The organism is Brevundimonas sp. ALps5 (assembly GCF_058681645.1).
Genome location: NZ_CM178744.1, coordinates 3,299,391 through 3,320,493, shown reverse-complemented (window position 1 = coordinate 3,320,493; position 21,103 = coordinate 3,299,391). Strand labels below are relative to the sequence as shown.

General features: G+C 67.0%; 24 protein-coding genes. 19 read left to right on the top strand and 5 right to left on the bottom strand.

Features of this window, described 5'->3' with window-relative positions; translation table 11 throughout:
• Positions 1 to 223: 223 nt before the first annotated feature.
• Complete coding sequence (locus tag ACW172_RS15680) at positions 224 to 568, top strand: hypothetical protein (protein WP_492032368.1); 345 nt, start codon at positions 224 to 226, stop codon at positions 566 to 568.
• On the opposite strand, the gene ACW172_RS15675 is transcribed toward ACW172_RS15680, so the two are convergent.
• From ACW172_RS15675 to cysS, 4 genes are all read right to left on the bottom strand, one after another.
• On the bottom strand, positions 565 to 1,170 hold the full coding sequence (locus tag ACW172_RS15675) for a hypothetical protein (RefSeq protein WP_492032367.1): 606 nt from the start codon (positions 1,168 to 1,170) through the stop codon (positions 565 to 567). The genes ACW172_RS15680 and ACW172_RS15675 overlap by 4 nt on opposite strands.
• Before the next feature lie 55 nt (positions 1,171 to 1,225).
• A complete protein-coding gene (locus tag ACW172_RS15670) occupies positions 1,226 to 3,130 on the bottom strand; it encodes a S9 family peptidase (protein WP_492032366.1) in 1,905 nt (634 codons plus the stop codon).
• Between the two features lie 81 nt (positions 3,131 to 3,211).
• Positions 3,212 to 3,907: a hypothetical protein gene (locus tag ACW172_RS15665; RefSeq protein ID WP_492032365.1), complete on the bottom strand. Its 696-nt coding sequence runs from the start codon at positions 3,905 to 3,907 to the stop codon at positions 3,212 to 3,214.
• Between the two features lie 274 nt (positions 3,908 to 4,181).
• Entirely contained in the window at positions 4,182 to 5,591 is a 1,410-nt protein-coding gene (gene cysS / locus ACW172_RS15660) for a cysteine--tRNA ligase (RefSeq protein WP_492032364.1), read from the bottom strand.
• A 132-nt stretch (positions 5,592 to 5,723) separates the two neighbouring features.
• Here cysS and folE point away from each other — a divergent pair, with 132 nt between their 5' ends.
• The 15 genes from folE (at position 5,724) to ACW172_RS15585 (ending at position 17,066) form a co-directional block, all read left to right on the top strand.
• Entirely contained in the window at positions 5,724 to 6,341 is a 618-nt protein-coding gene (folE, locus tag ACW172_RS15655; RefSeq protein WP_492032363.1) for a GTP cyclohydrolase I FolE, read from the top strand.
• Positions 6,342 to 6,489: 148 nt separating this feature from the next.
• A complete protein-coding gene (locus ACW172_RS15650) occupies positions 6,490 to 6,939 on the top strand; it encodes an ExbD/TolR family protein (RefSeq protein WP_492032362.1) in 450 nt (149 codons plus the stop codon).
• A gap of 127 nt (positions 6,940 to 7,066) precedes the next feature.
• The gene (locus ACW172_RS15645; RefSeq protein WP_492032361.1) at positions 7,067 to 7,486 is read left to right on the top strand and encodes an ExbD/TolR family protein; all 420 of its coding nucleotides are present in this window, start codon (positions 7,067 to 7,069) and stop codon (positions 7,484 to 7,486) included.
• Position 7,487: 1 nt separating this feature from the next.
• Positions 7,488 to 7,910 carry an ExbD/TolR family protein gene (locus ACW172_RS15640; RefSeq protein WP_492032360.1) on the top strand — a complete coding sequence of 141 codons (423 nt, stop codon included), beginning with the start codon at positions 7,488 to 7,490 and terminating at the stop codon, positions 7,908 to 7,910.
• A 1-nt stretch (position 7,911) separates the two neighbouring features.
• A complete protein-coding gene (locus tag ACW172_RS15635; RefSeq protein ID WP_492032359.1) occupies positions 7,912 to 8,265 on the top strand; it encodes an MmcQ/YjbR family DNA-binding protein in 354 nt (117 codons plus the stop codon).
• 51 nt (positions 8,266 to 8,316) lie between these two features.
• Entirely contained in the window at positions 8,317 to 9,198 is an 882-nt protein-coding gene (locus ACW172_RS15630; RefSeq protein WP_492032358.1) for an alpha/beta hydrolase family protein, read from the top strand.
• Between the two features lie 45 nt (positions 9,199 to 9,243).
• Positions 9,244 to 10,092 (top strand): aldo/keto reductase, encoded by an 849-nt coding sequence (locus ACW172_RS15625; protein WP_492032357.1) that lies wholly within the window; start codon positions 9,244 to 9,246, stop codon positions 10,090 to 10,092.
• Positions 10,093 to 10,141: 49 nt separating this feature from the next.
• Complete coding sequence (locus tag ACW172_RS15620) at positions 10,142 to 10,390, top strand: helix-turn-helix domain-containing protein (protein WP_492032356.1); 249 nt, start codon at positions 10,142 to 10,144, stop codon at positions 10,388 to 10,390.
• A complete protein-coding gene (locus ACW172_RS15615) occupies positions 10,390 to 11,034 on the top strand; it encodes a Pr6Pr family membrane protein (RefSeq protein WP_492032355.1) in 645 nt (214 codons plus the stop codon). Before ACW172_RS15620 ends, ACW172_RS15615 begins: the two co-directional genes overlap by 1 nt.
• 298 nt (positions 11,035 to 11,332) lie before the next feature.
• The gene (locus tag ACW172_RS15610) at positions 11,333 to 12,862 is read left to right on the top strand and encodes a UbiD family decarboxylase (RefSeq protein ID WP_492032354.1); all 1,530 of its coding nucleotides are present in this window, start codon (positions 11,333 to 11,335) and stop codon (positions 12,860 to 12,862) included.
• A gap of 181 nt (positions 12,863 to 13,043) precedes the next feature.
• On the top strand, positions 13,044 to 13,373 hold the full coding sequence (locus ACW172_RS15605; RefSeq protein WP_492032353.1) for a hypothetical protein: 330 nt from the start codon (positions 13,044 to 13,046) through the stop codon (positions 13,371 to 13,373).
• A gap of 147 nt (positions 13,374 to 13,520) precedes the next feature.
• Positions 13,521 to 14,150: a hypothetical protein gene (locus ACW172_RS15600; RefSeq protein WP_492032352.1), complete on the top strand. Its 630-nt coding sequence runs from the start codon at positions 13,521 to 13,523 to the stop codon at positions 14,148 to 14,150.
• Positions 14,147 to 14,764: a hypothetical protein gene (locus ACW172_RS15595; RefSeq protein WP_492032351.1), complete on the top strand. Its 618-nt coding sequence runs from the start codon at positions 14,147 to 14,149 to the stop codon at positions 14,762 to 14,764. The genes ACW172_RS15600 and ACW172_RS15595 overlap by 4 nt, the downstream gene beginning before the upstream one ends.
• Before the next feature lie 44 nt (positions 14,765 to 14,808).
• Positions 14,809 to 16,656, top strand: coding sequence for a M14 family metallopeptidase (locus tag ACW172_RS15590; RefSeq protein ID WP_492032350.1), 1,848 nt, complete (start codon positions 14,809 to 14,811; stop codon positions 16,654 to 16,656).
• A 2-nt stretch (positions 16,657 to 16,658) separates the two neighbouring features.
• A complete protein-coding gene (locus ACW172_RS15585) occupies positions 16,659 to 17,066 on the top strand; it encodes an MAPEG family protein (RefSeq protein WP_492032349.1) in 408 nt (135 codons plus the stop codon).
• A gap of 143 nt (positions 17,067 to 17,209) precedes the next feature.
• Here the strand turns inward: ACW172_RS15585 and ACW172_RS15580 are convergent, their stop codons facing one another.
• On the bottom strand, positions 17,210 to 17,956 hold the full coding sequence (locus ACW172_RS15580) for a LytTR family DNA-binding domain-containing protein (protein ID WP_492032348.1): 747 nt from the start codon (positions 17,954 to 17,956) through the stop codon (positions 17,210 to 17,212).
• 111 nt (positions 17,957 to 18,067) lie between these two features.
• Here ACW172_RS15580 and ACW172_RS15575 point away from each other — a divergent pair, with 111 nt between their 5' ends.
• From ACW172_RS15575 to ACW172_RS15565, 3 genes are all read left to right on the top strand, one after another.
• Positions 18,068 to 19,447: an alpha/beta hydrolase family protein gene (locus tag ACW172_RS15575; RefSeq protein WP_492032347.1), complete on the top strand. Its 1,380-nt coding sequence runs from the start codon at positions 18,068 to 18,070 to the stop codon at positions 19,445 to 19,447.
• On the top strand, positions 19,444 to 20,070 hold the full coding sequence (locus ACW172_RS15570; protein WP_492032346.1) for a DUF2306 domain-containing protein: 627 nt from the start codon (positions 19,444 to 19,446) through the stop codon (positions 20,068 to 20,070). Before ACW172_RS15575 ends, ACW172_RS15570 begins: the two co-directional genes overlap by 4 nt.
• 128 nt (positions 20,071 to 20,198) lie before the next feature.
• A complete protein-coding gene (locus tag ACW172_RS15565) occupies positions 20,199 to 20,708 on the top strand; it encodes a Panacea domain-containing protein (RefSeq protein WP_492032345.1) in 510 nt (169 codons plus the stop codon).
• The last annotated feature ends 395 nt before the right edge of the window (positions 20,709 to 21,103 follow it).

Genomic DNA, 21,103 nt, shown 5'->3' with positions numbered 1-21,103 from the left:
CGACCGGCCCGACTGGTTGACTGGTGTGAATCGCCGGGCCGGTCACGAAGCGCCTGTCAGGGAACGCTCCGCGCCCCTGTCATGCCACCACTTCCGGTTCCGTACACCGGGGATTCGCGTCCATCTTACAACGTTTTACAATTGGCCCCACGCACCGACGCCCTAGGCTGGATTACCCGCGTCAGGCCGCCCATGATCGCACTTCGGTCAGAAGGTTGGCGCGATGTGGTGGTCCATTCAAAGCTGGTGGGAATTCCACCGGGCCGCCGTGATCGGGCTGGTGATCTGCGTCCTGATCGCCGCGCTGTTCGGCGTGGCGCTGAAGGTGTGGCAGGGCCCGTACGGCCCCACCGAGGCCGCGACCGGCCGGATCATCGGATTTGGCAATTCGGTCGGCCGCCGCTCCCACCCGATCGCCTTCGTTCAGGTAGACGGCCGCCGCATGGAAATCCGCCTTCCCGGCAACCCGCGCTGTCGGATCGGGAGCCGGATCGCACTGGCCCGGACCCACAATCTGATCGGGCCGACCTACGAGACGGCGCCCGTCCCCGCCCCCTGCGGCTCCTAGCTGCAGCCCTCGACATAACCGAGCGCCGGCATGACGCCGACGTGGATCAGGCTGACCTTGCCGTCGGAGCCGATTTCGAAACGGACGGCCGGGTCGCCGCTCGCCGCATTGGGGGCGGTCAGGTATTTGGCGGGGGCGTCCTGGTATTTGTGCGGCTCCTCGCGGAAGCCGCCGAACCAGCTCTTCACATCCTTCTCGGTCGAACCGACGCCGACCCCCTCGACCAGTTTCACGTCCGAGCGCTGGCCGACGGTGATGCGCTGGACCTTGCCCTGTTCGACGATGGCGTAGACGCCCGGATAGTCGGGCGAGGACACGGTGCGGCAGGCGTCGCCCGTCTGGGCCCCGCGCTCGGCCCACGAGCCGCCCGCCGGGACCGGCTCGCCGATCTTCAGGTCGCCGAGGCCTTCGAGGCCGATGACCTTGGTCGGGGCGGTCGGGGTCGGCGTCGGAGCGGGCGCAGGCGTCGGGGTCGCCGGAGCTGTGGCGGCGGGCGGAGCAGGCTCGGAGGCCTTCTCCGGCGCCGGACCGCAGGCGGCCAGCAGGGCGATCAGGGAACAGGCGGCGAAGGCGGGCGCGATGCGCGAGCTCGGAGCTTTCATGCCGCCTGAACGGCCCGCGCCCCCGCCGTGTTCCCTTCCCTCTTTCGGGCCCGCCTCAGCTCGCGGGCTTCAGATACTGGTCGAACCAGCCGACGATGCGGCGCGACAGGTCCTCGGTGTGCTCGCGCTGACGGATGCCGTGGCCCTCGTCCTGATAGATGACCAGCGAGGTCGGCGTGCCGTTGGCGACGAGGCCGTGCCAGAACTCCATCGACTGGGGCGCCGGGGTCTCCAGATCCCGCTCGCCGACATAGATGAAGGTCGGGGTGTGGGCGTCCGTGATCGAGCGGATCGGCGACAGGCGGTCATAGACCGAGGGGTCGTCGTAGAAGGTCGAGCCGAAGAAGGGGACCATCCACTGGTCGATGCCGTTCTGGCCGTAGTAGCTGCCCCAGTTGGCGATGCCGGCGCCGGCGACGGCGGCGTGGAAGCGCTGGGAATGGGTCACGGTCCACATGGTCATGAAGCCACCGTAGGAGTGGCCGTAGACACCGAGGCGGGCGTCATCGACCGGCGACCGGGCCTCGATGAAGTCGATCCCGGCGAGGATGTCCTTGAGGTCGCCGCCGCCGAAGTCCTGATAGTTCAGCCGCTCGAAGGTGTCGCCCTGGCCGTAGGAGCCGCGCGGGTTGGGCAGGAACATGAAGTAGCCCGCCTTGACCAGATCGGAGACCGTGCCGCCGAAGACGAACTTCGGCAGCGCCGCCGAGGACGGGCCGCCATGGACCTGGACCACCATCGGATATTTGGCGCCGGGGGTTAGTTGAAGCGGCTGGAGGACCCAGCCCTGAACCGTCTGGCCCTCGGACTGGTAGCTGATGCTGTGGGCCGAGACGGTGGCGGCCAGGCCGTCGTTGTCGTGGGTCAGGACGCGCATATGGCCGGGCATCCCGACCTCGATGCGCGGGGCCCGATCGAAGGTCTCGCTGACGTAAGCCACCGTGCGGGCGCGGGCGTCGAAGGAGGCCTTCCCCTCCCCGGCCGAGATCGACATCGGGGCGGTGGAGACGTCGGAGACGGACTTCGCCGCGGGATCGACCATGGCCGTCCCCGTCTCGCCGCCGACGATCAGGGTCGAGGCCAGTTTGGCGCCGCGCCAGGCCACGGAGGTAAAGGTGCCACGATAGCCGGGGGTGACGTCGGTCGGAACGCCGCCCTCGAACGGGACCGTGTAGACGTCGCCGCCGACCGAGCCGAAGTCGCTCATCACGCCGCCGATGAAGGCCACGGTCTTTCCGTCCGGCGACACGCGCGGGATGTTCATCTGGTAGCGGGGCGCGGCGATGATCCGGGGCGTGCCGGCGATGGGGAAGGACCGCAGGGAGGCGACCCACCAGTTGTTGTCGCCATTGCCCTCGGCGGCGGTGGCGACGAAGCCCTGACCGTCCGGGGTCCAGTCGTATTCATAGACGAAGGTGCCGTCGGGCGAGACCATGTGGGGTTGGCCGCCGCTGAGGGGCACGGTGGCGATGCGCTGGCTGTCGAGCGACAGACGGCCGATCTCGCCGACCTGACGGGCCCCGGCCTGGGTGGCGCCGGTCTCCTTGGATGGGTTCAGGGTGATCAGCAGAGCGATGGACTGGCCGTCCGGCGACCAGCGCGGGGTGGAGACCAGACCCTGGACCGTGGTCACGGCGCGCGGGACGCCGCGCTCGGACACATAGAGGGTGACGCCATCCTGACCGTTGGCGAGGAAAGCCAGTTTCGAGCCGTCCGGCGACCAGGTCGGGGCGCTGTAGCGGCAGGCGGCGCAGGGATCGAGGGTCCCGGAGACCTTGCCGTCCAGACCGCGCAGGGTGACCACGCCATGCGTCCCGGCCGCGCCCTGGGCCTGGCTGGAATCGACCGAGGCGATCGTCCGGCCGGCGGGGTCGAGGGTGACGCCGGAGTAGCTGAACAGGGTCGGCGGGACCGCTCCGGCCTGCGAGAGGGCCAGCGCGGCGACGAGGGGTGCGAACATGAGGAACTCCGACCTCGAATGAGATGCGGCGTTACAAACTACGCTCCGGCGGCTGTGGCAAGCTGTCGCAGTTCCGCGCCGTCAGGTTCCGCTGATCAGGCCCATGAAGTCGGCGAACCATTGCCAGTGCGGGGCCATGAACATGGTCCACTCCATGGCCAGCAGACCCGCCAGGGTCACGGCATAGGGCGTCAGATAGCGGGCCTTGAAGCCACCGTGTTTGAGGGCGTCGCGGACGATCAGGGCGATCAGGATGACCTCCACCGTCCAGTAGGAGGGATGCAGGGAGCCGCGCAGACCGCCGATGGCCTCGATATTCATGCCGTAGGCGCGGCCCAGCGCCGGGATCAGGGCCACGAAGACCGTCGAACCCAGCCAGCGGGAATGCAGGGACATCGTCCGGCGCGCGAGGATGCCCGCGACATAGAGGACCGAAAAGAGAAAGAGCGACCAGAGGTCGATCCAGTCGAGGATCAGCAGCAGGTCCGGCGGGAAGTGCGAGACCGCGCCCTGGGAGGTCAGGACCACCACCAGAGCGCTGATCACCAGACCGGGCGCGAGAATGAGCGAGGTCCAGCCGATCCAGCGGTGGGTCCGGTTCTGGCGATGGCCGATCAGCCAGCTCTGCACGATCAGCAGCACCATCCAGCCGACCGCGAACAGGCCGTGGACGATGCGGATCGCATCCGGCGGCCCGAAGGCGCCCACGGTCGTCGGCCAGAAGCCGAACACGGTGACGGCCAAGGCCAGGACGAAGGCCCAGAAGAGATGTTTCACGCCTATCCCCCGACGAGTGAAGGAACTGGCGTAACACGGGTTTGACATTTCGTCTCCTCCCCCGTGCGAAGCATGGGGAGGTGGCTCCGAGCGCTTGCGAGGAGACGGAGGGGGTCTTGGATCCCTGCCGTCGGGAGGTGCTTCAAGACCCCCTCCACCGCCCACCGATCGCTGTGCGATCGGCCCCTCCACCGCTTCGCGGTCCCCCTCCCCATCAGAGATGGGGAGGATGTGCGGCCTTCCTCTCCACTGCGTGGGGAGGAGACGCTGTTCCCTACTCCTTCAACCGCCAGGTGGCGCCGGTCGGGCCGTCCATGACGACGACGTTGAGTTCGGTCAGGCGGTCGCGGATGCGGTCGGCGGCGGGCCAGTCCTTGGCGGCGCGGGCGGTGACGCGTTCAGCCAGCAGGGCCTCGACCTCGGTCTTGAGGGCGTCGTCGGCGCCGCCTTCGAACCACTGGTCGGGCGAAGACAGCAGGACGCCGAGCAGTTGCCCCGAGGCCAGCAGCTGGCCCTTGGCGACGGCGACGGCGTCGTGGTCGCCGGCGGTCATGGCGCGCTCGATCTCGCTGGACAGGGCGAAGAGCTTCGACATGGCGCCGGGGGTGTTCAGGTCGTCGGACACGGCCTCGAGGAAGTCGTCGGCCGGGACGTCGGCCTTCGCCTCGATGTCGGCGGCGCGGCGCAGGGCGCCGTAGAGACGGTCGAGGTTCTTCTTCGACTGGTCCAGCAGTGACTGGTTCCAGTCGAGCGGCTGGCGATAGTGGGCCGAGAGAAGCGCCCAGCGGACCACCTCGCCCGGCAGGTTCTGGACCAGGTCGTGCAGCAGCAGGACGTTGCCGATCGACTTGGACATCTTCTCGGCGTCCACGGTCAGGAAGCCGTTGTGCATCCAGTAGCGGCTGTATTCGGCCGGGGCCTGATCCGCATGGGCGTGGCCGTGGGCGCAGACCCCTTGCGCGATCTCGTTCTCATGGTGGGGGAAGACCAGGTCGATGCCGCCGCCGTGGATGTCGATGGGCAGGCCGAGGGTTTCCTCGATCATGGCCGAGCATTCGATGTGCCAGCCCGGACGGCCCGCGCCCCAGGGCGACGGCCAGCTGGGCTCGTTCTCCTTGGACGGCTTCCACAGGACGAAGTCGTGGGCGTTCTTCTTGTAGGGGGCGACCTCGACGCGGGCGCCGGCGATCATGTCGTCCAGATTCCGGCCCGACAGGGCGCCATAGGCCGGATAGGCCGAGACGTCGAACAGCACATGGCCCTCGGCGGCATAGGCGCAGCCGGCGTCGATGATCTGGCCGATCTGGGCGACGATGGCGTCCATGTGATCGGTGACGTGCGGGGCGATGTCCGGCGGGCTGACGTTCAGCAGCCCCATGTCGGCCAGATAGGCGGCCTCGTACCGGGCTGTGATCTCGCCGATCTCGACGCCTTCGCGGTGGGCCTTCTGATTGATCTTGTCGTCCACGTCGGTGACGTTGCGGGCGTAGATGACGTGGTCGGCGCCGTATTCCCGGCGCAGAAGCCGCGTAAGGACGTCGAACACCACCGGCGGCCTGGCGTTGCCGATGTGGGCGTAGTCATAGACCGTCGGACCGCAGACATAGAGGGTCACCCGCTTCGGATCCCGGGGCGTGAACACCCGCTTTTCACGGTGCAGGGTGTCGTAGAGGGAGAGCGTCATGGTGGAGGGCGGCCTTGATCGTTTTCTTGCAGTACGGACTGAACGTCCCATATAGCCGCGAAGCTGTTAAACAGTGTCCGAAGGCGAATGAAGCCGTCTTCGTCGCCTCCCCGTTCGTTTGAGACCGATTTCATGAGTTCGACGCCCGCAAAACCCGTTCTCGTTCCCGGGAACGACATGCCCCTGAAGCCGAGCCGGGAGCAGGCGCTGGAGGCCGTGCGGACCCTGATCGCCTGGGCCGGCGACGATCCCTCGCGTCCGGGTCTGGTCGATACGCCCAAGCGGGTGGTGGACGCCTATTCCGAATGGTTCGAGGGCTATGACGCCGATCCGGCCAAGGAACTGTCGCGCACCTTCGAGGACGTGACCGGCTATGACGACATGGTCGTGCTGCGCCAGATCGAGGTCGAGAGCCACTGCGAGCACCATATGGCGCCCTTCATCGGCAAGGCCTTCGTCGCCTATATGCCGGGCGAGAAGGTGGTCGGCATCTCCAAGCTGGCCCGCGTGGTCGAGATCTTCGCCAAGCGGCTGCAGAACCAGGAAACCCTGACCAACGACATCGTCGAGGCCATCGAATCGCACCTGTCGCCCAAGGGGGTCGCCGTCCTGGTCGACGCCGAGCACCAGTGCATGACGACGCGCGGCGTGCATCACCGCCACGTCTCAACCGTGACGACCCGCTTCACCGGCGCGTTCAAGTCCGATCCGGCATTGGTTGAGCGCTTCCTGAAACTGGCCCGGGGCTGATCTTCTCGCCCGACGGGCGAAAAGCGACGCGACGGAACCGCCGGGGCGTCGAGACCGCTTTACAAGCGACGCCGGGGACGCCAAGACACCGGTCTGAACATTCAACCGCAGTCCGCCGCGCGGCGGGCCTCGACGGAGACAAGTAAGTATGGCTGGCAAAGTTTCGGGCCCCGTCGGCGCCTCGGGCGGCAAGACGATCCAACAGAACTCGGACATCAACGTCACGCCGTTCGTGGACATCATGCTGGTGCTGCTGATCATCTTCATGGTCTCGGCCCCGCTGGCCACCGTGTCGATCAAGCTGGACCTGCCGCCGGCCACCCCGCCGGTGAACCCGGAACAGCAGAAAGAGCCGACCTATATCTCGATCCAGGAATCGGGCTCGATCTTCATCGCCGACAAGCAGACCACCATCGAAACCCTGGCCAACGACGTCTGCGCCGCCGTGGGCAACCCCACCGGTCAGGGCTGCCAGGAAGAGCGCGTCTTCGTCCGCGCCCAGGCCGAGGTGAAGTACAACCAGTTCATGGAAGTCATGAACGAGCTGCAGAAGAAGGGCTTCTTCAAGGTCGGCCTTCTGAACGAAGACATCGAATAGGGTTCGTCCCCATTCGCGAAAAGATCAGGCCGCGCCCTCCGGGACGCGGCCTTTTCTTTGACTAAATGTCGGCTCCACATCTCCCGGCGGAACAAGGGTCCGCCAACCAAATGAGAGGGAGATCGCCATGGCTATGCGTTTTCAGGCTCCGAAGGCCGCCGAACAGAACTCGGACATCAACGTCACGCCGTTCGTGGACATCATGCTGGTGCTGCTGATCATCTTCATGGTCTCGGCGCCGCTGGCGACCGTGTCCCTGAAGCTGGACATGCCGCCGGCCCCGAACACGCCGCTGCCGCCTCAGAAGGACCCGGTCTATGTCAGCGTCCAGGCCTCGGGCGCCCTCTTCATCGGGGACAAGGCCACCTCGATGCAGACCCTGGCCGCCGACGTCTGCGCCGAACTCGGCGGGGGGGCCTGCCAGAACGAGCGGGTCTTCGTGCGCGGCGAGGCCGAAACCTCCTACCGCAGCTTCATGGCCGTGATGAACGACCTGCACGCCCACGGCTTCGAGAAGGTGGGACTGCTGAACGAGGATATCGAATAGGATGGCCCCCGCCCGCACTCTGACGATCGACGCCATGGCCCGGATCGACCTGACGCCGGTCGTCGGCGTCCTGCTGGCCCTGCTCACCATGGTCATGATCACCACGCCGGTGGTGAACACGGCCTGGGAAATGGATCAGTCGCCGCTGAACGGTATGTACGGAGACGGCCCGGCCTGGGACCCCGTCTTCGTCACCGTCGGGGCGACCGGCGGGCTGATGATCGGCGGAGCGGCCGCTTCGCAAGAGACCCTGGCCCGCGACGTCTGCGCCGCCCAATACGACGCGCGAGGGAGCGAATGCCACCGGCGTCCGATCTTCATCCGGGGCGATACGGAGGCGCGCTACGCCGATATCCTGTCGACGATGCAGGCGTTGAAGGCCGCGGGGTTCAAGGTGGCGTTCCTTCATGAGGACATCGAATAGGGTGACCCACGCCGAACTCCGCGCCCTGCTGTTCGCCCTGCCGGGCGTGGAGGACGGCGTCTCCTATGGCGAGCCGTCGTTCAAGGTGGCGGGCAAATTCCTGACCTGGATCCGGCCGCAACTGGACGACAGCATCGTGGTCCATCTCGACAGCCTCGACGAGCGCGAGCTGCTGATCGAGATGGACCCGACGACGTTCCACTTCACCGACCACTACAAGGACCACCCGCTGGTGCTGGCGCGCATCGCCAGCGTCGATCCGGACTGGCTGAGGGTCATGCTGGCGCGGCGGTGGCGGAAACAGGCGCCGCGGAGCCTGTCGAAGGCGCATCCGACACTACCGGGAGAGGCTTGACCTGACGCGGGGTCAAGCTGTCATCGTCCGTCCTGAAACAGGACTGACCCCGTGACCGATTCCCCCTCTCCTGCTCTGAACACGCGCGACTTCGTCCATGAGGCGGCGGACGGCTATCCGCTGTCGATGCGGCTGATCTCGCATTCCGAGCCGAAGCACGCGGTGCTGATGTCGTCGGGGACCGGCTTTCCCAAGCGGTTCTACGAACGGTTCGCGCGGCATCTGGCGGCGAAGGGGGCGGCGGTCCTGACCTATGACTTCCGGGGCATCGCCGGATCGCGGCCCGAGGACCTGGCGGCCATGGTCATGGACTATCCCGATTGGGGCCGCTGGGACATGCCGGCGGCGGTTCAGGCGCTGGAGGCGGCCGCGCCGGGCCTGCCGATCCTGCATGTTGGCCACAGCGTCGGCGGCCATTTCGTCGGCTTCATGCCCGAGCCGAACCGCATCACGCGCCACGCCTTCGTCAGCGTGGGCATCGGCTATTGGGGCCTGCACCATCGCAGCTACAATCCGCTGGAGCTGTTCTTCTGGCACGGCTTCGGCCCGCACAGCCTGAGGCGGCACGGCTATGTGAAGGGCGGCGGCCTGTGGGCCGGGACCGACCTGCCGCGCGGGGTATTCGAGACCTGGAAGCGCTGGTGCCTGAAGCCCGAGTATTTCGAGGACGAGCTGGGCGATCGGCTGCGGCCCAACGCCTTTGACGCCGTGACCGCGCCGATCACCTCGTGGATCTTCACCGACGATCCGATCGCGACGCCGGTGACGGCCGAGCGGCTGCTGAGGGTCTATCCCAATGCGCCCAAGACGATCCTGGTGCGGACCCCGGCGGATCAGGGCGTCCGGCGCATCGGGCACGAGGGCGCCTTCCGGGCTGGAATGGAGCCGCTGTGGGACGAGATTTTCGACGATCTGGTTGCGCCCGCCGCCTGAGGGCCTAGGTAGACGCCTTCCCCCACCGCAACACAGGCGCGCGCCATGGCCGATCAACCCCGCATCGAAGTCGACGGCCTGTCCATTCCCCTGCTGGGCTTCGGCACCTGGATGCTGGAGCCCGAGGACGCGCGGCGGATGGTCGCCGAGGCCCTGCGCATCGGCTATCGCCACATCGACACGGCGTGGATTTACAAGAACGAGGCGGCGGTCGGCGACGGCATCCGCGACGCCATCGAGGCCGGCCATGTGACCCGCGACGAGGTCTGGCTGACGACCAAGATCTGGGTCGCCCACTTCCATCACGACGCCCTGATCGCCCAGGCGAAGGAATCGGCGACGAGCCTGGGCTTCACCCCCGACCTGCTGCTGTTGCACTGGCCCAAGAAGACGCCGACCTTCGCCGAGACCCTGGGCGCGCTGAACGAGGCGAAGGATCAGGGGCTGACGCGGTCGATCGGCCTGTCCAACTTCCCCTCGGCCGAGTTCCGGCAGGCGCAGGGCGTGTCCAAGGCCAAGCTGGTGACCAACCAGGTCGAGTACCACCCCTACCTGAACCTCGCCCCCCTGCTGGCGACCTCGGACGAGCTGGGCTCGTCAATCACCGCATGGTCGCCGCTGGCCCAGGGCAAGATCGCCGACGACCCGGTGATCAACGCCATCGGTCGCGCCCACGGCAAGTCGGCCGGCCAGGTGACCCTGCGCTGGCTGATCCAGCAGGAGGTCATCGCCATCCCGCGCACGACCAAGGTGAGCCGCGCCGAAGAGAGCTTCGACATCTTCGACTTCCAGCTGACCGACGACGAAATGGCGCAGATTCACGCCCTCGCCCGGCCCGACGGCCGCCTCGGCGACTGGCTGGACCCCGACTTCAAATGGGATCAGACTGACTGAAGCGTCTCTGAAGAAGGCGCATCGAGGACGTCGCTTCAAGGAGGTCCGGATGGGCGTCGTGCTGGAGTTTCCCGAGGCCGACCCCCGCTATCAGTCGGCGGGGCGGCGATTGAAGCGTTGGCGCGAGGAGCGCGGCGTCGGGATCGAGACCCTGGCCGAGGCCATCCACGCCAGCCCCGACGTCATCCGCCGGTGCGAGGCCGGACGCAGCCGTCTGGACAGCGCCCAGCTGGAGGCGGCCACCCGGGCCCTGCACCTGCCGCTCTGGGCGCTGGTGTCTGACGTTCCCGCCTACTGATGCAGAATGCCGCGCGGATCTGGCGCATCGTCTTTTCGGCCATCGGCTGCACGGCCATCGCCTACCAGTGGTGGGCCGCGGTGTTCGGCGGGATGAGCAGCTCGCCGCTGGGCAGCACGGTGGTCTATTTCAGCTTCTTCACCACCCAGACCAATGTGCTGGCCAACCTGGTCTTCCTCGCCCCCGCGCTGGCGCCCAACACGCGCATCGGGCGGTGGACGGCGAGTGAAGGCGTCCGGGCGGCGGTGGCGATGTATATCGCTGTGGTCGGTCTGGTGTTCCACTTCATCCTCAGCGCGACGTGGCAGCCGGAGGGGCTGGCGGCGCTGGGCAACTGGGTCGTCCACTATATCATGCCCGCGGCGGTGGTGCTGGACTGGCTGCTGTTCACGCCCAAGGGGCGGCTGCGCTGGATCGACCCGGTGAAGTGGCTGGCGTTTCCGCTGGTCTATGGCCTGTGGACCGTGATCCACGGCGCCCTGATCGACTGGTACCCGTACTTCTTCATCGACATCGGCAAGCTGGGCTGGAGCCGGGCGCTGATCAACTATGCCGGCCTGCTGGCCTTCTTCCTGATCGTAGGGCTGGCGATCGTCGGGCTGGACAAGCTGTTGGGCGGCCGGGCGCGCCGGGCCTCAACCTAGCCAGCAGTCAGGGCGGCGCGGGCCAGGTCGATGATCGCCCACCACGCCAGACCGGACGCGATGAAGGCCAGGGGAAGGCTGACCCGGGTCCAGAGCGTCTTCTTCATGATGATCTCCTCCCCATCCCTGATCCGGCTGCGCCGGGCTTCGAGGACGGTGATAGACCGGCGCTCGCCGAACCCCGAGTAAACGACTGTAAAATCCGCGGCGGGACCGGGTGGACAACTCGGCAGCGTGACTTGGGGCCCGCAGCCGCCTAAGCCTCGCGTACAGACTGACTCCGCCGACGAGACCCCCCATGGCCTATAAATCCCTGCGCGACTTCATGGCCATGCTGGAGGCCGAGGGGGAGCTGGTGCGGGTGTCGGAGCCCGTCTCCACCCACCTTGAGATGACCGAGATCCAGACGCGGCTGCTGCGCAACGGCGGGCCGGCGGTGCTGTTCGAAAAGCCGGTCATGCCCGACGGCTCCATCAGCCCGATCCCGGCCCTGGCCAATCTGTTCGGCACGGTGAAGCGCGTAGCCATGGGCGTGACCATGGAAAAGAAGACCCGCACGACCGCGAAGGAGTTGCGCGAGGTCGGGGAGCTGCTGGCCTTCCTGCGCAATCCGACGCCGCCGCGCGGTCTGGGCGACGCCATGGAGATGCTGCCCCTGGCCCAGACGGTGATGTCGATGCGGCCCAAGGTCGTGAAGACGGCACCGGTGCAGCAGGTGGTGCTGAAGGGCGACCAGATCGACCTGACCGCCCTGCCCGTCCAGGGTTGCTGGCCCGGCGAGCCGGCGCCGCTGATCACCTGGGGGCTGGTGGTGACCAAGGGGCCGTCGGACAGCGCCGAGGACGACTTCAACCTGGGCATCTACCGGATGCAGGTGCTGGGCAAGGACAAGGCCATCATGCGCTGGCTGGCTCACCGCGGCGGGGCCCAGCATTATCAGCGGCACAAGAAGGCCGGAAAGCGCGAGCCCCTGCCCTGCGCCGTCGTGCTCGGCGCCGATCCGGGCACCATCCTGGCCGCGGTGACGCCGGTGCCGGACACCCTGTCGGAATACCAGTTCGCCGGCCTGCTGCGCGGGCAGAAGGCCGAGCTGGTTCCGTGCAAGACCGTGCCCCTGATGGTGCCTGCCAACGCCGAGATCGTGCTGGAGGGCCACGTCCTGCTGGACGAGCACGCGCCCGAAGGCCCCTACGGCGACCACACCGGCTATTACAACTCGGTCGAGACCTTCCCGGTCTTCCAGGTGACGGCGATCACCATGCGCAAGGACCCGATCTATCTGACCACCTTCACCGGCCGGCCGCCGGACGAGCCCTCGGTGCTGGGCGAGGCGCTGAACGAGGTCTTCATCCCGCTGCTGCGCGCCCAATTCCCCGAGATCACCGACTTCTGGCTGCCGCCCGAGGGGTGCAGCTACCGGATCGCCGTGGTGTCGATGAAGAAGGCCTATCCGGGCCACGCCAAGCGGGTGATGCTGGGCGTCTGGAGCTATCTGCGCCAGTTCATGTACACGAAGTGGGTCATCGTCGTGGACGACGACATCGACGCCCGCGACTGGAAGGATGTCATGTGGGCCATCTCGACCAAGATGGACCCGGCGCGCGACATCACCGTCATCGAATCCACCCCCATCGACTACCTCGACTTCGCCAGCCCCGAGAGCGGCCTGGGCTCCAAGATCGGCCTGGACGCGACCGACAAATGGCCGCCCGAGACGAAGCGCGAATGGGGCGAGGAGATCCGCATGGAGGACGAGGTCGTCGATAAGGTCAGCGCGATGTGGGACCGGCTGGGCCTGCCGGGCGACAGCCGTCCCATCTGGAAATAAGGCGTCGATCCTCTGGGCCGATCCCTTGGGTTGAACGGGATTTCGATTCTCGCCGACCGGCAATATATGGCCCTGTGTCCGTAAAAACATGGCGCCAAAGACCTATGCTGCACCGCACACTTTGAAGGTGACGAAACTTTAATGTCGTAATATCGTCCCAATTCATTTGCGGAGCAGCCACATGAAAGTCGTCCTCGCCATCGCCCTGGCCCTTGTCGTCGCCCCGGCCGTGATCGCCCCGACCACGGCCGATGCACAGGTTCTGGCAGGCCAGCGCCGCGCGCCGACCCCGGCGCTAAGCGAACGCGACGTCGAGCGCCTGAACCACGCCCAGGACCGCGTCTTCGAGCTGAGCGACCGGATCAGCGCGATCGAGGCCGCCGGCGAGACCCAGGGCGGCCTGACCCCGGCCCAGACGACGCAGATCGAGGAGTATCGCGCCGATATGGCTCGCGCCCAGGAGACGGTCGACAAGCTGGAAGAAAAGCGCGCACGCCGCCAGCGCCACTGACCGCCCCACGCCTTACCGATCCTCGCGGCCGGCCTGAAAGGCCGGCCGTTGTCGTTTACGCCCCTGCGCGATCCGTCACGGGTGACGGAATCGGCGCGCCCGCCTAAGGTGAAGCTTGTTCAGTAAGCCTGTTCAGGCGGGGGGCGTATGGGCGCGTTCGAGTTCTTCTTCAGCTTCTATGGCCTGCTGCTCGGCTTTTCGGCGGCGGAGCTGGTCGGAGGCTTCACCCGACTGCTGCACCAGCGCAAGGACATCCGCTTCGGCCTGCTGACGCCGTTGCTGGCGATCTTCGTGGCCATCGATATCGCCACCTTCTGGAACCAGGCCTGGGTGATCCTGAGGTTCGCCCCCTACAGCTTCGCCCTTCTGATCCTGGGCTTGTTCGTCGCCGGGATCTTCTATGTCGCCGCGACCCTGACCTTCCCGAACAAGCTGGCGCCCGGCCAGTCGATGGACGACCATTTCTGGAGCCAGCGCCGCATCGTCCTGCTGTGCGTGCTCAGCGCCAATCTGATCATGGCGACCCTGTTCATGGTCGTGACCAACGCCACCGGCGAGTTCACGACCGCGATCAAGCCGTCGCTGCTGTACGGCCTGGCCCTGTTCACGGCCCTGACCCTGGTCGCCGCCATCGCGCGAAACAAGAAGGTGGTCATCGCCGCCCTGGCCATCCTGCTGGCCTATCACAGCTACAACATCGGCCGGTCGGTCACGGCCCTGGTGGCGACCGGCGGCTGGTCGGTGAAAGCCCCTGCGAACCCCGAGGCCGACAAATGAGCGCATTCGAGTTCTTCTTCAGCTTCTACGGCATGGTGCTGGGCCTGTCGGTTGCGGTGATCGCCACGGGGTTCGCCACGGCCATCCAGCACCGCAAGTCGATCCGCATCGGCTGGCTGACCCTGCTGCTGGCCCTGTTCGTGGCCCTGGACATCGCCACCTTCTGGGATTCCGCATGGCATACCTTCCGGGACGCGCCCTTCAGCTACGGCATGCTGGTGATCGGCCTGGCCATCGCCCTGGTCTATTTCATCGCGGCCTCGCTGGTGTTCCCGCACAGCATCCATGACGGCATGGACCTGGACGACCACTTCTGGGCCAACAAGAAGGTCGCCCTGCTGCTGACGGTGGCGGCCAATGTGCTGATGGCCGGAACCACGGCGATGCAGCTGCTGGGCAAGCCGAACGCCGTGGGGATCATCGGCGCCTATGCCTTCACCCTGACCCTCTATGTGGTGCTGGTCGTGCCGGCGGCCCTGACGAAGAACCGCAAGCTGTTCGGCGGCCTGATCGGGTTTCACGTGGTCATCTATCTGGTGCTGGCCTGCCTGCCCGGCGCCCCGGAAGCGCCCGACACCACGACCCTTCCTGCGGCCGCCTCGCCCGGGGGGTGAGCCGGGCTTGCCATCGGGGGCGGATCAGGGGACCAATCCGGGCCATGCCTTTCCCCCGTCTGTCCGCCGCCCCCCTGATCGCCGTCCTCGCGACCGGCGCGGCCCTGTTCCCGAGTTTCGCCATGGCCCAATCCGTTCCCAACGTCGCCCCGTGGGACCAGCCCTTCCTGCCGCCCGCGCCCGTCTGGGACGGGGCGTCGAAGGCCCTGTTGCGGCCGGCGTCGGATCCCTGGGCCAGCGGCTTCGAGGCCGATCCGGAGCATGATTTCAGCCCCAACTACGCCGACACCCGCGCCTGGTTCGACCGGTTGGACGCGGCCAGCGACCTGATCCGCATCGAGCAGTTCGGCGTCTCGCCCGAAGGCCGTCCGATCTACGCCGTCATCGCCTCCAAGGACGGCGCGGCGTTCAACCCGTCCAAGCCCGTCCTGCTGGCCCAGGCCGGCATCCACCCGGGCGAGATCGACGGCAAGGACGCCGGGATGATGCTGCTGAGGGACATCGCCTTCAACGGCAAGGACGGGCTGCTGGACAAGGTCAATCTGATCCTGATTCCCATCCTGTCGGTCGACGGACACGAGCGCGCCTCGGCCTACAGCCGCCCGAACCAGCGCGGGCCGCGCATCCAGGGCTGGCGTCACACGGCGACCAACCAGAACCTGAACCGCGACTTCATGAAGCTGGACCAGGCCGAGATGCAGGCGGTCATGGGGCTGATCGAAAAGTACGACCCGACCCTCTACGTCGACATCCACGTCACCGACGGTATCGACTACCAGTACGACGTCACCTACGGCTTCAACGGCGAGAACGGCGCCTATACCCGCTCACCGGCCATCTCGGCCTGGCTGAATGATGCGTTCAAGCCGGCCATGAACGGGGCGCTGGAGGCGCAAGGCCACATCCCGGGCGAGCTGGTCTTCGCCATCAACGACCGCGATCCCAAGGCCGGAATGAACGACGGCGGCCTGGCCGAACGCTATTCCAACGGCTGGGGCTCGGCGGCGCACGTCCCGACCATCCTGATTGAGAACCACAGCCTGAAGCCGCATGAGCAGAGGGTGCTGGGCACCTATGTCTTCCTGGAGGAAGCCCTGACCCTGCTGGCGAACAAGGGCGCGGACCTGAAGGCCGCCATCGCCGCCGACAAGACCCTGCGTCCCACGGAGATCCCCGCCAACTTCGCCCCGGACACCGAGCCCTCCTACATCCGGGCGTTCAAGGGCATCCTCTATGAGACCTACGAGAGCGTCGCCTCGGGCGGGAAGGAACTGCGCTGGCTGGGTCAGCCGGATCCGGTGCTGTGGCAGGTCCCCTATTTCGCGTCGCACCCGACCCTGACGCTGAACCGGCCGACCGCCTATTGGGTGCCGTCGTACCGCACCGACGTCATCGAACGGCTGAAGATGCACGGGGTCCAGATGGAGACCCTGACGGCGCCGCGCACCGTGTCGGTCGATCTGCTGCGGCTGGAGGACCCGGTCATCGCCCCGCGCACCAACGAAGGTCACGTCCAGATCTCGGTGAAGACGGTCGAGGCCGAGCGCCACGACTGGATCTATCCGGCGGGCTCGGTGCGGGTGCCGACGGACCAGCCGATGGGCGACATCGTCGTCCTGCTGCTGGAGCCGCAGTCGTCGGAGAGCTTCTTCGCCTGGGGCATGTTCCCCGAGATCCTGAATCGGGTCGAGTATATCGAGGGCTATGCCATCGCCCCGATGGCCGAGAAGATGCTGGCCGCCGATCCGGCCCTGAAGGCCGAGTTCGAGGCCAAACTGGCCGCCGACCCGACCTTCGCCGCCGATCAGGACGCCCGACTGGGCTGGTTCTATGAGCGGACGCCGTTCTATGATCAGCGCTACCGGCTGTATCCGGTCGGGCGGGAGGAATAGGCGTGAACTCTGCGATCCATGCTGCGGGTCTTTGGACAGGGCTCTGCATCCTGTTGCTGCTGGTCCTGTCGGGACTGACCTCGGCCAACCGGCGCAAGCACAAGGTCTCCATCGGCGACGGCGGCAAGGCCGAGGTCGCCGCCGCAAGCCGCGCCTTCGGCAACGCCGCCGAATACATGCCCATCGCCCTGATCGGCCTGGCCTTGATGGCCCTGACCGGGTTCTCACCGGTGTGGATCCACGCGGTCGGCGGGTCCTTCTTTCTCGGTCGGGTGCTGCACGCCTGGGGGATGTTCGTGACCCGCGAAGGCAGGCCGCCTGCGGTCCAGCGGATGGCCGGGATGCTGCTGACCTATTTCCCGCTGCTCGGCGCGGCGGGCGCGCTGATCTGGTGCTTCTTCTGTCACTGACAGAGTGAGCGGCCCGGCGTGTCGGGGGTTTGGGCTGGAACGCCGGGCCGCTTCAGACGGATGCGGTGTAGAACGGAGCCGCCTGATGGGTTGGGTGTAGCAAGGCTTGCGGCGCGGCGTTGTAAAGGATTGTCAAACCCGGCCTAGAACCACCCCGCCTCTCTCAGCACCGGTGCATAGGTCCGGCTGACGGGGGCGGTCAGGCCGCCGGCCAGTTGGACCTCTCCCGCCCCCTTCCTCCAGCGCACGGCCTCGACGGCGTCGGCGGCGACCCACCAGGAGCGATGCACCCGCCAGCCGTGGGCCAAGGCGAGGTCGTCGAGCGCGTCGGCGAAGCGCAGGGTGATCAGCTCTTCGCCCGCGTCGGTATGGACCCTCAGATAATGGTCGTGGGCCTCGACCGCGATGAGCCGGGCGGTGCGGCGCTTTGCCGACAGTCGACGGCGGAAGGCGGCCTCGGCCTCCGGCAGGGGCGCGGCGACGACGGTGCGGGTCTCGACGCGAACGGGCAGACGCCGCCAGACCAGGGCGCGCACGGCCATGACGGCCAGCAGGATCGGAAACACCTGCCACAGCAGGCCGAGATAGTGTGGCCAGCCGTACGGCTCGCCGAACATGATATTCTGGGTCGTCAGGACCAGCAGGGTCACCAGCGGGGTGATCAGCACCGAGACCGCCGCCACCCGCCGCCAGATCCCCGGCAGAGGCCGGATCAGCAATTCATCCGCGACGATTCCGATCAGCCCGCCGCCGACCATGCAGATCATCCAGTAGACCCAGGCCTTGACCACCGGAATGTGGTCGGAGCCGAACGGGCCGAGGAAGCCCATCAGCAGGCCGATGGCGACCAGGATCGCCAGGTCGATCGCCCACCGCCGTCCTCTCATCATGGATCGCGCCCCGTTCGCGAAGGCCCGGCGCCGTTCGCGAAACGAGGCCTAGCGAGCCGCCGGGCGACCGGCAATGGCGGTTGTCCAACGCCCCTCCGGACAGGACCCTTCATGTCTCACCTTCGCTCCTCTCTCCTCGTTGCCGCCGCTCTGTTCGCGGTCTCGCTCAGCGCCCTGCCCGCCCGGGCGCAGATTCCCGGCGCCGACGTCGATGAGCGACCCGACCCCGCCACGGTCTGCCATGTCGGCGTCTATCGGCTGGATGACGCAAGCTGGGTGGATGTGGCGCCGAACGGGACCGCCGGCCTGCGCTGGCGCCGGCTGGACGGGTCGAGTTCGCCGATGAGCCTCGGCGTGGACGGCCGCTGGGTCAGCACCCTGGGCTCGACGCGCCGCGTGGAGGGGCCGCAACCCCAGCTCGGGACCTGCGAGGACGGCCGGATCGTCTTTGACGGTCATCCCGGTCAGCGGGTGGTTCTGAACGCGCAGGAGACCACCTTCGTCGGCCATGGCGGCGTGCATCTGAAAGGGCGGTTGATCCTGCCGCCGGGCGAAGGCGTCGTTCCCATCATGGTCGAGGTGCACGGGTCGGAGGGCGCCAATGCCCTGGACTTCAATGCCTTCCAGCGGTTCGCCCCGGCCTCGGGCGTCGGCGTCTTCGTCTATGCCAAGCGCGGGTCGGGCGGGTCGGAGGGCCGCTACACCCAGGACTTCCACATCCTCGCCGAGGACGCCGCCGCGGCGGTGGTCGAGGCCCGTCGGATGGCGGGCGCCCGGGCGGGCCGGGTCGGTCTGCACGGCGCCAGTCAGGGCGGCTGGGTGGCGCCGCTGGCCGCCAGCCTGACGCCGGTCGATTTCGTCACCGTCGGCTTCGGCCTCGCCTATGGCGTTCTGGCCGAGGACAGCGATCAGGTCATGCTGGACCTCAAGGCCAAGGGCTGGGGCCCGGAGGTGCTGGAAGACGCCCGCAAGATCACCGACGTCACCGGCGCCTTCGTCGCCTCGCGCGGCGCGGTGGGGTTCGAGGGGCTGGAGGCCGTGCGCGCCCGCTATCGCGCCGAGCCCTGGTACGCCGACATCAAGGGGGAGTTCACCGGCCTGCTGCTGAACACGCCCAATGACCAGATCATCGCCATGGCGCCGCAGATGGATGCCGGGACCTCGTGGGACTATGACCCCCTGCCTGTGCTGAGCAGCCTGAACACGCCCATGCTGTGGATTCAGGCCGAGAAGGACACCGGCGCCCCGCCCGACGCCACGCGCCGACGCCTGATCGACCTGTCGGGGCGGGGGCGGCCGATCACCCTGCTGGAATATCCCGACACCGATCACGGCATCATCCGGTTCGAGACCGGCCCGGACGGGCGGCGCACCTCGCTGGGCTATGCACCCGGCTATTATAAGGCGGTGCTGGACTGGGCCCGGACCGGGCGGCTGGACGGCGACTATGGCGACGGGCGTCTGCTGGCGAAGGCGGAGGGAACCCGATGACCCTTGCCCAGACCCGCATGTCCTGGCCCGCCCGCATCGGCTGGCTGGTGGTGGCCCTGATGTGCCTCGGCATCGCCGGCTATGCGTCGAAATATCTGATCCATCCGCCGCAGACGGCGGAGCAGGCCCTGGGCAATCCGCTGGGTGTGCCCTTCCTGTTCGTCCATGTGGCGGGGGCGGTCGTGGCCCTGCTGCTGGGGTCGGTGCAGTTCATTCCGGCGCTGCGTCGGGGGCGCGCCCCGCACCGCTGGGTCGGGCGGGTCTATGGGCTGGGCGTGCTGGTCGGGGGCGTGGCCGGGCTGATCCTGTCGAGCCGGTCCTTCGCCGGACCGATCGCCACGGCGGGCTTCGGCGGTCTGGCCGTCCTCTGGCTCGGGTTCACCCTGGCGGGCTGGCGCGCGGCGGTTCAGGGCCGCATCGCCGACCACCGCCGCTGGATGATCCGCTCCTGGGCCCTGACCCTCGCCGCCGTGACGCTGAGGATCTACCTGCCGCTGGTGCAGGTGTTCGATCTGGACTTCCTGCCCTGGTACCGGGCGATCTCCTTCCTGTGCTGGGTTCCGAACCTGATGGCGGCGGAGGTTTGGTTGCGGTGGCAGAGTACGAAAAGGCACCCAACCTGACAGCACCACCACGCGTCTGCTGAGAAGGGCCAGTATGGAACCGTTGCAACGCGGCCCCGCTATCGCCACAGGACGATGTTAATCACTGTTCAGTCAATGTAGGCTTGACCAGAGGAGAATCATAAGCCGTGCCCGACCGCCTCGCCCTTGCAGCTCATTACGTCATTGCGCGCCACCCCGGCGCGGCCCTTGGCGCGACCAAGCTCAACAAGGTTCTGTGGTTCGCAGATTGCGAATTTTATCGCAGGCACGGCGTCTCAATCACCGGAGCACGAGACTACGTTCGCAAGCCAAACGGTCCTTGCGCCAAAGGTTTGGAAGCAGTTCTCGCAAAAATGAGAAGTGATGGGCTTCTTCATGAAGAGCCCGTCAAAACTATCGTTGGAACGACCCGTCGCCAAATGTACTCGACGACCGATCCCGATCTGACGACCTTCTCAGGTGAGGAGATCGATGTCCTCAACGAAGTGGCCCGGGCAATTACCCAGCTGACAGCAGATGAGGCCAGCGAGCTTTCTCACGATGATCTGTGGTCGGAAACGAAGGCAAACGGTCTGATGGCGGTTGCTGCCGGTGCCGTGAAAAGCATTGGCCTCCCCGACAACCTAGACGACTGGGCCAGAGCGTCGTTTGCGTGAGGGCTAGCGCGCCGCCTGAAGGTTTTAAGATCATCCTCGCTCCCGCAGTCGAGGACATGGTTCGGGACGTGCTGGAGTCGTTTCCAGAGGACGAGTGGCGGTGGGAAGCGGTGTTGGCGCGGCTGAGAGTCGTAGGCCACAAAGTGGGTAAACCATTCGACACCTACGGCACGCAACGATCCGACAGTTTTGAATTGGACCAATGGCGCGTCACCTTGGCTTGGACCGTCACTCACGACACGATCCGGATCGTCAACGCTATGTTCTGACCGCGTACTTTTTAGAACATGGGCGAGCAGGGTACCAAGGTGAGTGTCCAAAGCGATACAGCGGCTTTCGGCTGTAGCCTAGACACTGCAAGTCGCCCCAATCCCTCCCCGTCATTGCGTCTCCTT

Excerpts from the sequence above, each read along its gene's own strand:
- ACW172_RS15680 (WP_492032368.1), top strand. The coding sequence starts at position 224 with ATGTGGTGGTCCATTCAAAGCTGGTGGGAATTCCACCGGGCCGCCGTG.
- ACW172_RS15675 (WP_492032367.1), bottom strand. The coding sequence starts at position 1,170 with ATGAAAGCTCCGAGCTCGCGCATCGCGCCCGCCTTCGCCGCCTGTTCC.
- ACW172_RS15670 (WP_492032366.1), bottom strand. The coding sequence starts at position 3,130 with ATGTTCGCACCCCTCGTCGCCGCGCTGGCCCTCTCGCAGGCCGGAGCG.
- cysS (WP_492032364.1), bottom strand. The coding sequence starts at position 5,591 with ATGACGCTCTCCCTCTACGACACCCTGCACCGTGAAAAGCGGGTGTTC.
- folE (WP_492032363.1), top strand. The coding sequence starts at position 5,724 with ATGAGTTCGACGCCCGCAAAACCCGTTCTCGTTCCCGGGAACGACATG.
- ACW172_RS15650 (WP_492032362.1), top strand. The coding sequence starts at position 6,490 with ATGGCTGGCAAAGTTTCGGGCCCCGTCGGCGCCTCGGGCGGCAAGACG.
- ACW172_RS15645 (WP_492032361.1), top strand. The coding sequence starts at position 7,067 with ATGGCTATGCGTTTTCAGGCTCCGAAGGCCGCCGAACAGAACTCGGAC.
- ACW172_RS15640 (WP_492032360.1), top strand. The coding sequence starts at position 7,488 with ATGGCCCCCGCCCGCACTCTGACGATCGACGCCATGGCCCGGATCGAC.
- ACW172_RS15625 (WP_492032357.1), top strand. The coding sequence starts at position 9,244 with ATGGCCGATCAACCCCGCATCGAAGTCGACGGCCTGTCCATTCCCCTG.
- ACW172_RS15620 (WP_492032356.1), top strand. The coding sequence starts at position 10,142 with ATGGGCGTCGTGCTGGAGTTTCCCGAGGCCGACCCCCGCTATCAGTCG.
- ACW172_RS15615 (WP_492032355.1), top strand. The coding sequence starts at position 10,390 with ATGCAGAATGCCGCGCGGATCTGGCGCATCGTCTTTTCGGCCATCGGC.
- ACW172_RS15610 (WP_492032354.1), top strand. The coding sequence starts at position 11,333 with ATGGCCTATAAATCCCTGCGCGACTTCATGGCCATGCTGGAGGCCGAG.
- ACW172_RS15605 (WP_492032353.1), top strand. The coding sequence starts at position 13,044 with ATGAAAGTCGTCCTCGCCATCGCCCTGGCCCTTGTCGTCGCCCCGGCC.
- ACW172_RS15600 (WP_492032352.1), top strand. The coding sequence starts at position 13,521 with ATGGGCGCGTTCGAGTTCTTCTTCAGCTTCTATGGCCTGCTGCTCGGC.
- ACW172_RS15595 (WP_492032351.1), top strand. The coding sequence starts at position 14,147 with ATGAGCGCATTCGAGTTCTTCTTCAGCTTCTACGGCATGGTGCTGGGC.
- ACW172_RS15590 (WP_492032350.1), top strand. The coding sequence starts at position 14,809 with ATGCCTTTCCCCCGTCTGTCCGCCGCCCCCCTGATCGCCGTCCTCGCG.
- ACW172_RS15580 (WP_492032348.1), bottom strand. The coding sequence starts at position 17,956 with ATGATGAGAGGACGGCGGTGGGCGATCGACCTGGCGATCCTGGTCGCC.
- ACW172_RS15575 (WP_492032347.1), top strand. The coding sequence starts at position 18,068 with ATGTCTCACCTTCGCTCCTCTCTCCTCGTTGCCGCCGCTCTGTTCGCG.
- ACW172_RS15570 (WP_492032346.1), top strand. The coding sequence starts at position 19,444 with ATGACCCTTGCCCAGACCCGCATGTCCTGGCCCGCCCGCATCGGCTGG.